At 44.0% G+C, this 12069-nt stretch carries 12 protein-coding genes; 11 read left to right on the forward strand and 1 reads right to left on the reverse strand.

Going from position 1 to position 12069, the window contains the following annotated elements; translation table 11 throughout:
• Window positions 1-92: 92 nt before the first annotated feature.
• The 3 genes from ACFGVS_RS10055 to ACFGVS_RS10065 all read left to right on the forward strand — a co-directional run bounded on the left by ACFGVS_RS10055 (window position 93) and on the right by ACFGVS_RS10065 (window position 2607).
• Complete coding sequence (locus tag ACFGVS_RS10055) at window positions 93-857, forward strand: DUF4262 domain-containing protein (RefSeq protein ID WP_439698501.1); 765 nt, start codon at window positions 93-95, stop codon at window positions 855-857.
• A gap of 192 nt (window positions 858-1049) precedes the next feature.
• Window positions 1050-1571, forward strand: a complete 522-nt coding sequence (locus tag ACFGVS_RS10060; RefSeq protein WP_090649161.1) for a YceI family protein — start codon at window positions 1050-1052, stop codon at window positions 1569-1571.
• Between the two features lie 115 nt (window positions 1572-1686).
• Window positions 1687-2607, forward strand: coding sequence for an Rpn family recombination-promoting nuclease/putative transposase (locus ACFGVS_RS10065; RefSeq protein WP_439698502.1), 921 nt, complete (start codon window positions 1687-1689; stop codon window positions 2605-2607).
• Between the two features lie 82 nt (window positions 2608-2689).
• Here ACFGVS_RS10065 and ACFGVS_RS10070 read toward each other — a convergent pair whose 3' ends face one another.
• Window positions 2690-3319 carry a hypothetical protein gene (locus ACFGVS_RS10070; RefSeq protein ID WP_439698503.1) on the reverse strand — a complete coding sequence of 210 codons (630 nt, stop codon included), beginning with the start codon at window positions 3317-3319 and terminating at the stop codon, window positions 2690-2692.
• A gap of 243 nt (window positions 3320-3562) precedes the next feature.
• Here ACFGVS_RS10070 and ACFGVS_RS10075 point away from each other — a divergent pair, with 243 nt between their 5' ends.
• The 8 genes from ACFGVS_RS10075 (at window position 3563) to ACFGVS_RS10110 (ending at window position 12069) form a co-directional block, all read left to right on the forward strand.
• Window positions 3563-4402, forward strand: coding sequence for a phosphatidylinositol-specific phospholipase C/glycerophosphodiester phosphodiesterase family protein (locus ACFGVS_RS10075; RefSeq protein ID WP_439698504.1), 840 nt, complete (start codon window positions 3563-3565; stop codon window positions 4400-4402).
• Window positions 4403-4726: 324 nt separating this feature from the next.
• Entirely contained in the window at window positions 4727-5791 is a 1065-nt protein-coding gene (locus tag ACFGVS_RS10080) for a hypothetical protein (protein ID WP_439698505.1), read from the forward strand.
• Window positions 5792-5806: 15 nt separating this feature from the next.
• Window positions 5807-6649, forward strand: a complete 843-nt coding sequence (locus ACFGVS_RS10085; RefSeq protein WP_274212569.1) for a glycosyltransferase family protein — start codon at window positions 5807-5809, stop codon at window positions 6647-6649.
• Entirely contained in the window at window positions 6639-7508 is an 870-nt protein-coding gene (locus ACFGVS_RS10090; protein WP_439698506.1) for a transketolase, read from the forward strand. The genes ACFGVS_RS10085 and ACFGVS_RS10090 overlap by 11 nt, the downstream gene beginning before the upstream one ends.
• Window positions 7509-7510: 2 nt before the next feature.
• The gene (locus tag ACFGVS_RS10095; protein ID WP_439698507.1) at window positions 7511-8449 is read left to right on the forward strand and encodes a transketolase family protein; all 939 of its coding nucleotides are present in this window, start codon (window positions 7511-7513) and stop codon (window positions 8447-8449) included.
• A gap of 12 nt (window positions 8450-8461) precedes the next feature.
• A complete protein-coding gene (locus ACFGVS_RS10100; protein ID WP_439698508.1) occupies window positions 8462-9808 on the forward strand; it encodes an aminotransferase class III-fold pyridoxal phosphate-dependent enzyme in 1347 nt (448 codons plus the stop codon).
• Window positions 9809-10615 (forward strand): SDR family oxidoreductase, encoded by an 807-nt coding sequence (locus ACFGVS_RS10105; RefSeq protein WP_439698509.1) that lies wholly within the window; start codon window positions 9809-9811, stop codon window positions 10613-10615.
• Between the two features lie 14 nt (window positions 10616-10629).
• The gene (locus ACFGVS_RS10110; protein ID WP_439698510.1) at window positions 10630-12069 is read left to right on the forward strand and encodes an N-acetylneuraminate synthase family protein; all 1440 of its coding nucleotides are present in this window, start codon (window positions 10630-10632) and stop codon (window positions 12067-12069) included.

Here is a 12069-nt window from a genome sequence, read left to right on the forward strand (position 1 = left end):
GACAGACTGATTTAATCTGCGGCAAATGTAGAAAGATATTTTGAATTACGGGCAGGCAAAAACTTTGTATATTTCTGCCAAATTCTTTTATCATGGATAAAGACCACAGCCAGCACAATACGGAAGCCGAAGCGATTATTATTAACAATGTTGAAGAATATGGGTGCCATTTGGCTTTGATAGAGCCGGACAACTACCTGCCTGGCTTTGTTTATACAATTGGTTTGTATAAAAACTATAGGCATCCAGAAGTCATCTGTTTCGGGTTGAATACCAACGTTATGGCCGGCATATTAAATCATGTTCGCGATATAGCAAAAGATGGTAGTGCCGTCGTTCCTAACGTATTATATCCCGGCTATTTACAGGGTTACCAAGTTCAGTTTATTGAAGTTGATAAGGCCTTTTATCCTAATTACCTCGGTTATGCAAGCTGGTTCTACGATTATAGCCATGATTATCCCGTTTTTCAATTAGTTTGGCCCGATAAACAGCAGCTATTCCCGTGGGATGAAGCTTTTAATCCGGCCTGGAAATTCAAACAACCACTTTTAAACAGGGATATCGGCTTTAAATTTTACGAGGAAAAGAACATGGGCGTATATACCACAAAACAGGTATTTGAGGGCCAACCAATATTATACGTTTATCATAACGAAGACGGCGACTGGCAGTTTCACACCAGCGATCACCCTGATATAACTGATTCACTGCTGGTTTGCCTTGAAGAGATTACCAAACTTGATCCCAGTATTAACGAAATATATCACCTGCAATATGGTTGGAACGCCTGGAGAAGCAGCGTTGATGAGAATTGGCAATATGCCGAAAGTGCAGATGAAGAGGATATTGACTAGTATTCTGCTCTTCTTAACCTAATTGGATTACGCCTGCACTAACAGGAATAAAAAGGTAATAAACCAAATCAATTTACTACAGTCATACCTTTAAGTTTAACAACCAAGGCAACCTACCTATATTGTAAAACGTATTTTACATACCTGCCTGTAATAAACACGGGGGCATCTATTAATGTAAAAAGAAATAATATGAAAAAGATCACGTATTCGTTAATCGTCTTGCTGGTAATCAGCCTTTCGGCATTTGCCCTATCGCTTGTTACTTATAAAGTTAAAAGCCCTTATGAGGTTAAATTTGAGGGCGGCCGTATCAGCGGAAAATTTGAAACGTTAAAGGCCAATATCCAGTTTGACAAAGTTGACCCCGGGCAATCAAAAATTTCGGCATCTATTGATGTAGAAAGTATTGCTACCGGTTTCTTTATCAAAAACAATCACGCCAAAGATGCCCTGGATGCCGACAATCATCCCACCATAACCTTTACCTCAACGGCGGTTAGCAAAAGCGGCAACGCTTACCAAGCTATAGGTAACCTAAATATGAAGGGCGTTACCAAACCAGTCACCATTCATTTTACTTTTGATGACAAAGGCAACGAAGGCCTTTTTAAAGGCAGCTTTAAAGTAAAACCCAAAGATTTTAACATTACCCGCAACGGATCGCCGGAGGAGTTGACTATTAGTTTAACCGTACCGGTTACTAAGGGGTAAATAGCAGTACACAGCAACGGTGCCACGTTATATTTAATTATAGCGTGGCTTTTTTGTTTTGAGCCGGCTACATTTGTTGTGGAGTTGAATAACCAATAAACTTTTATATTTGACTATGCCAAACAATAACCCACCTATTCCAGGGAAATACATCGATCCTTTAGTTGACTTCGCCTTTAAAAAAATCTTTGGCAGTGAACCCAATAAAGACTTGCTGATCGCTTTTTTAAATGAAGTATTCAGAGGGCGGAAGCATATCGTTGATTTAGTGTATAACAAGAATGAGCATCATGGCGATTTAAAAGACGAGGGCTCGGCCATATTCGACCTGCTTTGCACGGGAGGTAACGGCGAAAACTTTATAATTGAGATTCAACGCGCAAAACAAGGATATTTTAAAGAAAGAGCCTTGTTTTATACCAGCCGTTTAATAAGCGACCAGGCGCCCAAGGGCAGGCGAAACGCCTGGGCTTACAACATTGCCGAGGTTTATTTTATTGCACTGCTGGAAGATTTCACTTTGGACGACACCCCTAAAGATAAATACCTGCACGATATTTGCCTTTGCAACAGGGATACCGGCGAAATATTTTACGATAAACTGGGTTATACTTATATAGAATTAAGTAAATTTGTGAAAGAGGGTATTGACTTAGATACGGATTTGGAAAAATGGCTTTATGTATTAAAGAACATGAGCCGGATGGAAAAGATCCCGGTTTACTTACGTAAACCCATATTTGAAAAATTATTCAATATTGCAGCATATATTAACCTTACTAAGGAGGAAAAAACAATGTACGATAGCAGCTTAAAATACAAATGGGATAATAAAAATGTGATGGATTACGCTGTATCAACCGCTGAGGCCAGGGGTGAGGCGAAAGGTATGGAGAAAGGCATGGAGAAAGGCATGGAGAAAGGTGAATATAAAAAGGCCTTAGATATTGCCCGTGAAATGAAAAAAGATGGTCTACCACTTGTCCAAATCTCAAAGTTTACTAAACTTTCTGTTGAAGAAATAGAAAAGCTTTAAATATCCACACTAAAAAAGGGGAGCGACAAAATCATCGCTCCCCTTTAGTTTAGCTTTCTGCTTTAAGCCTTAAGCTTTTGGCTTACAACCCAAAGCCATATGCTAAACGCAAAGCCACCAGGCCTGTGTGATAATCCTTCATGTAAAAATCCTCATACCGCGCACTCAGGTCCCAGTGTTTGTTTGCGTACCCTATTCGTCCGGCCAGGTCGCGCCTGTGAAATGGCGCCCATCCCTGCCCATCTTCTAATTTTTCCCATGCTAAACCGCCTTCAACGCCAACATATACATTGGGTATAAAAAATTGTTTAACACCTATTTTAAGCGGGATTTCGCCGTAGCTATCAAATTTCTTACCGGTATTTGGGTTTGTCTTCGAAAAAAAATGATAACCGCCGGCAGCAAATGTCGCCGCGAAATTATTGGTAATACCATATTGAAACTGGCCCGTTGCCCCCAATACAAAGCTACTGCCCTTGCGCGATATACCGGTTGGCAAACCTGTTTCGGCTCCCAGGCTAAAGGTAAATTGTTTAGCTGCAACTGTTTGAGCCTGTGCATTTGTTGTAAAAAATATAGCTGAGGCAATAATTGAAACGGCTATTAATTTTGATAGAACTTTCATTTGACGTGGTTTTAGTAAATAATCATTTACATGTATTACTGCCACTTTTACAAATACGTTGCCTGTAGTTCCCAATTTTTTTTCCATGACTAAATCATATAAAGTAAAATCAGGATTTTTTATACCGTTTATATTTCTTAACGGGTACAATTACTGGCGGCTAATTATGATATAAACAATAAAATATATCATTATCAGCTAACCAAACAACGGTTACTATCGTATAAAAAAGTGTTATCAAACCCTTGTCGCCATAAAAATTTTCATCATAATAAGGTAACATTTATGCAACATTGGACAGGTACATTTGGGGAAACAAAAAAATTATCGATGCGAACAGCAATTTTTTGCCCTAAGCACCTTAAGTTATTGTTCCTGAGCCTGCTGATATTTCTCGGCCACAACGCCTACCCCCAAAATCCCACCATCTCCAATGGCTTTGCCCACAATGATTACTGGCACAAACGGCCTTTGTATGATGCTTTGGATAATGGTTTTACAAATATTGAGGCCGATGTTTATTTAAGGAACAACAAACTGATTGTAGCACACATCCTCCCCTTCTTCAAAAAACAAAGAACGTTGGAGCGCTTGTACCTGGCCCCGCTGATGGAATGCATCACAGGCACCAATAAAGAGATCAAATGCCCCACCTATCCGTTAACACTGATGATTGACATAAAATCTGACGGTGCTAAAACTTACCAGGCGCTGCAGTTGGTGCTCGAAAAATACAAATCTATTCTATCCGGCTACGAAAACGGCATTTACACCCAACGACAGGTAACCGTTGTAATTACCGGCCACAGGCCATATAACCTGATCAAAGCCCAAAACAGCAGGCTGGCCTTCATTGATGACGATCTTATGCAGGTAAGGCAGGATACGACTTCAAGAGATTTATACCAAACTGCAAGCTGCAAATACTCTCATTTATTAAAATGGGACGGCAAAGGCAACTTTTCGCCCTTTGAAAGGCAGCGCCTGCGTATGTACGTGTTGCTGGCACACAAGTTTGGCAAAAAAGTGAGGCTCTGGGCTTCGCCCGAGAATGAAGTGGTATGGCGCGAGTTGCTGAACTGTGGCGTTGACTTGATTAATACTGACAGGTTGGTTGAACTTAAAAACTTTTTGCAGGCAGGTACAAAAAGCTATGCAAAGGTTGATTGAGGAAAAGAATCAAGAGTTAAGATAGTTAATGCCATTAATTACTAGCCATTTATTCATTAAAGCTTATTGCAATAAGCCTTTCCGTTTTTTCTTTCTTGATTCTTGACTCTAATATCTTGACTCTCTACTTGTATTGTTAATAAATTCTTTTCCCAAAAACCACCTCTTAATAATTTCATAACGCTGGCTTCGCTTTATCTAAAAGTAGCGCGATTACTTTTAACAAATTATAAAGCAAAGCATTAGCCAGGCTTTATAGTTTAAATAAACAAGTAAAGCATTCAACCCTTGAGTTTAACTACACCGATAATTGAAAGTAAAGGAATGAAGAAGATATTATTCATTACCGGTTCAATTAACCAAACAACCCAAATGCACCAGATTGCAAATGAGTTACCCGAATTTGATTGCTGGTTTAGTCAGTTATTTACAGATAATACACTCTTAAACTATCTGCTTGCCAAAACCCCCATTTTTAACGGCACGGTGTTATCGCGCAAATTCAAGTTAAAATCTGAAAGGTATTTATATCAAAATTCACTACAGGTTGACTTCAGGGCCCAAAAAAATCAGTACGACCTTGTAGTGTATTGTACCGATATGATTGTGCCCAGGCGCATGCGCCAATTTAAAACCATTTGGGTGCAGGAGGGCATGATAGACCGCTACACCACCTGGAGCAAAATTGTACGCACCCTTAGGCTGCCATCAACCATGTGCGGCAATACATCACTAAACGGTGCAGCCAATATATGCGATGTTTATTGTGCGGCGTCTGAAGGTTATAAGCAGCAGTTTGCCGATAAAGGCACCCATATAAACAAGATCATTGTAACCGGCATGCCCAACTATGACAACCAGCAGCAGCATTTAAATAACGATTTTCCGCACCGCGACTACGTAATGGTAGCTACAACCGATATGCGCGAAACCTTCCGGATAGAGCACAGGGTAGCATTTATCAAAAACGCCGTTAAAATAGCGGCAGGCAGGCCCCTGCTTTTCAAACTTCATCCTAACGAGAATTTTGCCAGGGCCGAAAGAGAGATCCGTGAACATGCCCCCCTAACTACGATGATCTATAAAGACGGTAATACCGCCCATATGATAGCCAATTGCTGCGAATTGATTACGCAATACTCCACGGTGGTGTATACAGGCATAGCACTGGGCAAAAAAGTACATTCCTGGTTTGATATTAACGAGCTGCACGAGCTTGCGCCTTTACAAAATGAAGGAACATCGGCCAAAGCAATTGCCGCGCTTTGCCGTGAATATTTAAACCACAAGGGGACTAAAAAAAGTTTTGATCCGCAGCTGGCCATTTATAAATACCTGGTTGGCAAACAACAACCGGAATTAACAAACGAACTGATAGCAAACTGGTAATTAATAGTAAGTACCATGACAGAAAAAATTGTGATTATAGTGCAGGCCCGCATGGCGTCAAGCCGCCTGCCAGGCAAAGTAATGCTCCCCATACTGGGCAAAAGCCTTTTGGCGCGCATGATTGAACGGCTGCAAATGATGCAGCACAAAGCCGATATCATCATCGCTACATCCGAAAATGAAGAGGACGATATCATCGTGAAGGAAGCTTCGGAGATGAATATTCCCAGTTATCGCGGTAGCCTGGGCAATTTGCTTGACAGGCACTACCAGGCCGCCCGACGGTTTAAAGCCGACATTGTTTTAAAGATCCCATCTGACTGCCCGCTGATAGACCCCCGGATTATTGACCAGGTACTTGAATATTTTTTTGCCAACCGTGGCAAATACGACTATGTAAGCAACCTGCACCCGGCCACCTGGCCCGATGGCAATGATGTGGAGGTAATGACCATGGCCTGCCTTAAACAAGCCTGGGAAAACGCCGGCCGCCCGCTCGAGCTGGAACATACCACGCCTTACATCTGGGAAAACCCGCTCATTTTTAGCATTGGCAATGTAAGCTGCAAAACAGGTATGGATTACTCCATGTCGCACAGGTTTACGATTGATTACCCCGAGGATTATTATTTTATTGAAAAAGTATACAGCGAGTTATATCCTATCTGCCACCAGTTTTCCTGCCAGGATATTCTTAACCTGCTTAACCGCAAGCCCGAAATAATGCAAATCAACACACAGTACGCAGGCGTAAACTGGTACCGCCATCACCTGGATGAATTGCAAACCATTTTGCCCGATCAAACAAAAAAAGCACCGAAGGAAAACTCACAACAATTTGAACAAAGTGAAGCATAACACCCCAAACATCAACGAGCAGGAGTTAACGGCTATTGCTTTAAACGTGCGCGAACACATTGTGCGCATGTCGACAGATGGCGGATGCTTTACCGGCGCATCGCTATCGGCTGTTGATTTGATAGTTTACTTATATAGCCGGTTTTTAAATATCAACAAGGATAATCTTAACCATCCCGACAGGGATTACCTGTTCCTTTCAAAAGGGCATGATGTGCCTGCCTTATACGGCACCTTTGCCGAGCTGGGCTTGCTGGATAAAGAACGGCTTAAAAATCACCTGTCCCTTAACGATCATATTTACTGGCACCCCAATACCCATATCCCGGGTATCGAGTTTCACTCCGGCTCGTTGGGCCATTTGCCTTCGGTAGCTATCGGCGTTGCGCTCGATCTTAAAATAAGCGGAGGCAATAACAAGGTAGTATGCATTTTAGGCGATGGCGAACTAAACGAAGGCACCTGCTGGGAAGCCGTATTGGTAGCCAATGCCTACAAACTGGATAATTTGATATTCGTGGTCGACCGTAACCAATTCCAGGCCAATGTACGCACCGAAGACCTGATTCCGCTGGAACCACTCGCCGATAAATTCAGGGCCTTTGGCGCTGCCGTAAAACGTATAGACGGGCATAACTTTATTGACTTACAACACGCATTCGGCGCGTATCCTTTTGAAGAAGGAAAACTAAATGTAGTGATTGCCGATACCGTACGCGGCAAAGGGCTGCCCAGTATTGAAGAGCGTGCCGACCGTTGGTTCTGCAATTTTTCTGCAGATGAGATTGGTCAGCTTTTGCTTGAACTGCACGGCGACCAAAACACACTATTGACATCAGAAACTTTAGTAGTGAGATAAATATGACCTACGAAGAATTATTAACAGAAACGGCATTTGCCAATGAGCAGATCATTGTGATGACTGCCGAAAACCGTGCGCTGGTACGTAACCTGCCCGGCATATTGGGCAAACGCTTTATTGACACCGGTATTACCGAGCAAACCATGATAGGCGCCGCTGCGGGTTTGGCTTTGCGTGGCCGTATCCCGGTAGTGCATGCGCTTGCCGCGTTTTTAACCATGCGCGCCTTTGAATTTGTACGTACCGATTTGGGAATCCCTAACCTACCGGTTAAGCTGAGTGGTTTTATTCCCGGCCTTTTATCAGATGGCAACGGCCCTACCCACCAGGCTATTGAGGATATATCAATTATGCGCGGCGTCCCCAACGTAACCGTATTTGCCCCGGCCGATGAAGATGACCTGGTAAAAATGCTGCCGCAAATCTGGAACGGCGCATACCCTACTTATACCCGAATTAACACCCGTAAAACCTCATACAATCACGCGCCCTTTGTTTTAGGCAAGGCTGAAGTAATAGCCCAGGGCAGCGACGTAACCATATTAACCTACGGCTTATTGTTTGAGCAGGCGCTTATTGCGGTTGACATGTTGCGCAGCGAAGGCCTTTCTGTAGGGCTGGTAAACATGCGCAGCCTTAAACCGGTTGATGAGCAGGCTATACTGCAGGCATGCGCCCAAAGCAGCCTGGTAGTAACCCTCGAAGATCATTTTGTAACAGGCGGCTTGTACAGCATTGTGGCCGAGGTATTATTAAAACACCAAACCACCGCAAAAGTACTGCCCATAGCCCTGAACAATAAATGGTTCAGGCCGGCATTACTGCCCGATGTTTTGCAGCACGAAGGCTTTACAGGCAAGCAAATTGCCGAACAGATTTTGGGTTACCAAACAGCCCACCACCAACCAGAGATTTTAACACCTGAATTTTCAGAATAAACAGCAATTAAAATGGCTAACAAAATAGCGCTCGACAATAATTATCCCGATATCAGCCAGTCTGACAACCTATACCAGCGAGCTTTAAAAGTACAAAAACCCGTTACACAAACCCTGGCCAAAGGTCCCGGCCAGTTTACCAATGGCGTGGCCCCTAAGTACATCGTAAAAGGCAAAGGATCGCACGTTTGGGATGCAGATGGTAACGAGTATATCGATCTTAATTCGGCTATAGGCCCTATCTCATTGGGCTACGCTTACCCTGCTGTTGACGAAGCTATCCGCAGGCAACTGGAAGATGGCATCACCTTTTCGTTGATGCACCCCCTGGAGGTTGAATTGAGCGAGTTGGTACAGCAGGTTGTGCCTAACGCCGAAGCGGTTAAAATAAGCAAAACCGGTGCTGATGTGTGCTCGGCAGCTGTACGCGTAGCCCGTGCTTTTACAGGCCGCGATAAAATATTTTGCTGTGGCTACCACGGCTGGCACGATTGGTATATAGGCATTACCAGCCGCAACGCGGGCGTACCCAATGCCATACAGGATTTAACCTACACTTTTGAATATAACGATATCGAATCGGTAAAAGCCGCCCTGGATGAAACCGTGGCCGCCGTAATATTGGAGCCCTTTATTTTTGAAGCCCCCAAACCCGGCTACCTACAGCGGCTCGCCGAGGTATGCAAAGCAAATGGCACCCTGCTGATATTTGACGAAATGTGGACCGGTTTCCGGGTGGCTGTTGGCGGCGCACAGGAATATTTTGGCGTTAAAGCCGACCTGGCTGTGTTTTCAAAAGCCTGTGCCAACGGAATGCCCATAGCACTGTTAACCGGCCGTGCCGATGTAATGGAGTTGTTTAACTCCGAAGTGTTTAGCTACACCACGTTTGGCGGCGAAGCGCTATCATTAGCAGCCTGCATAGCAACTATTAACGAGCTGCGTAATAAAAATGTGCCCCTGTATTTAGATACACACGGCGCGCTATTAAAAGATGGATATAACCTTATTGCAATTGAAACCGGCATGGATAAATACACGCGCTGCGTAGGTTTTAACTGCCGCAGTATGGTAACTTTTACTCCCGAAGCAGGTAGCGCCTTAGAGGTTAAAACCCTGATGCAACAGGAGATGATAAAACGCGGTGTGCTTTGGGCCGGCTTCCATAATATGTGTTACAGCCATACTTCCGAAGATATCGACTACATTTTGTTAGCATACCGCGATGTGTTGCCCCTGGTAAAAGAAGCAATTGAAAGTGGCAACATCAAAAATTATTTAAAGGGCGAAGTACTGGAGGCTGTTTTCCGTAAGGTGAGCAACTATAACATTAAACCTAAAAGCGTTATAGCCGGCTAAATGATGAATCTTTTTTCATTAAATCACAAAACGGCTGTAGTTACAGGCGCGCTTGGCCTTATAGGCAAAAAACACTGCGAAGCGCTGGCAGCGGCAGGCGCCAATGTGGTAGTAGCCGATATTGACGCCGAAGCCGCACAAACCTTTGCGCAGCAATTAGGCCAAAACCATATTGGGATAGGCTTAGATGTAACCAGCAAGCAATCGTTAATTGACGCGCTTAATACCATACTGAATAAATACGATGGCCTGGATATCCTGGTGAACAACGCAGCCATCAACGATAAGTTTGAAGATCCTGCTATGGCCAAAGAGCTTTCGGCATTTGAAAACTATCCGTTAGAGGCTTTCCAGCGGTCACTAAATGTAAATGTAACCGGGGTATTTTTAAGCTCACAGATATTGGGTACGCATATGGCCCTGCAGGGCAGTGGCAGTATCATCAATATTGCCAGCACCTATGGCATGGTAGGTCCAGATCAAACTATTTACCGTAACGCCGCGGGCGAACAAACATTTTATAAATCAGCAGCTTACCCGGTAACCAAGGGGGCTATTATCAACTTTACCCGCTTTTTGGCAGCTTACTGGGGGCATACCGGGGTAAGGGTAAATACCCTATCGCCGGGTGGTGTCGAGAACGGACAAACAGAAGATTTTATAGGCAATTATTCAGCAAAAACTTTATTGGGCCGTATGGCCAAAGCAGCTGATTACCAGGGCGCCCTTGTATTCCTGGCCAGCGAGGCCTCGGCATATATGACGGGTGCAAACCTGGTAGTTGATGGAGGATGGACAGCAATTTAATTCACACATAAAACATGAATGAAATTTTAAAACAAAAAGCGGCGGGCATCAAACTTTTGCTAACCGACAACGATGGTGTACTAACCGATGCCGGTGTTTACTATAACACCGATGGCGAACTGCTTAAAAAATTCAACATGCGCGACGGCATGGGTGTGGAGCGGCTGCGTAAATTTGCAGGCGTAGATACCGGCATCATCACCGGCGAGCACTCCCCTTCCCTTATAAAAAGGGCCGCCAAATTGCAGATAGTTGAATTGCACACAGGAATTAAAGATAAAGTTGCTGTTTTAAAAGAAATTTGCAGCCGTTTAAACCTGTCATTAAACGAAGTTGCCTACATAGGCGATGATTATAACGACCTTGAAGTAATGAAACTGGCTGGCCTAACCGCCTGCCCTGCCGATGCTTTGCCTTTGATAAAAACAAAGGCTGATTTTGTAAGCACCCTAAATGGCGGCGAAGGCTGTTTCCGCGAGGTTGCAGAATTTATTATAGATGCCAAAGTTAATGCTACTTTATCAGCCGGTACCCGTAATGGCACTATAACCCTGCAAAACGGCCGTGTTATTGGAAAAGGACAGCCAAGCTATATTATTGCCGAAATTGGTATTAACCATAACGGATCGCTGGAAACCTGCAAAAAGCTGATTGACGAGGCGGTTGCGGCCAAGGCTGATGCTGTTAAATTTCAGAAACGCACACCCGAAATTTGTGTACCTAAAGACCAATGGGAAATTATGCGCGATACCCCCTGGGGCCGCATCACCTACATCGATTACAAACGCAAAACAGAGTTTGGCATTGCCGAATATGCAACTATAGATCACTACTGCAAAAAGCTGGGTATCGATTGGTTTGTATCTGCCTGGGACGTTCCATCGGTTGATTTTATGGAGCGCTTTGATACCATTTTATACAAACTGGCATCTGCATCGTTAACAGATTTCGACCTGATCCAGCGTATCCTGGAAACCGGTAAGCCGCTGATGTTATCAACAGGCATGTCCGCCATGAAAGAGATTGAGGCCACCATGGATTTTGTGAATGCCTTTGATGAAAACTACCCGTTGTTCATAGCGCACTCTACCTCGGCCTATCCATGCGCCCCGCAGGAATTAAACCTTAAAATGATCCAGACGTTGGAGGCCAAATATCCGGGCATACCTATTGGTTATTCGGGCCACGAAACCGGTTTGGCTACTACGGTTGCCGCTGTATCATTAGGTGCAGCTTTTGTTGAACGCCATTTTACGCTCGACCGTGCCATGTGGGGATCGGACCATGCTGCTTCTGTTGAGCCACAAGGCCTGCAACGCCTGGTACGCGATATCCGCGATGTGGAAACTGCAACCGGCGACGGCGAAAAAAGAGTTTATGAGTCTGAGCTGGCCCCTATGAAAAGGTTAAGGGTAAACATCAGCGATGAATACAAAGAAAAACCACTAGTGTAA

Origin of the sequence: Mucilaginibacter sediminis (genome assembly GCF_051903035.1) — a bacterium.
Lineage (GTDB): Bacteria > Bacteroidota > Bacteroidia > Sphingobacteriales > Sphingobacteriaceae > Mucilaginibacter.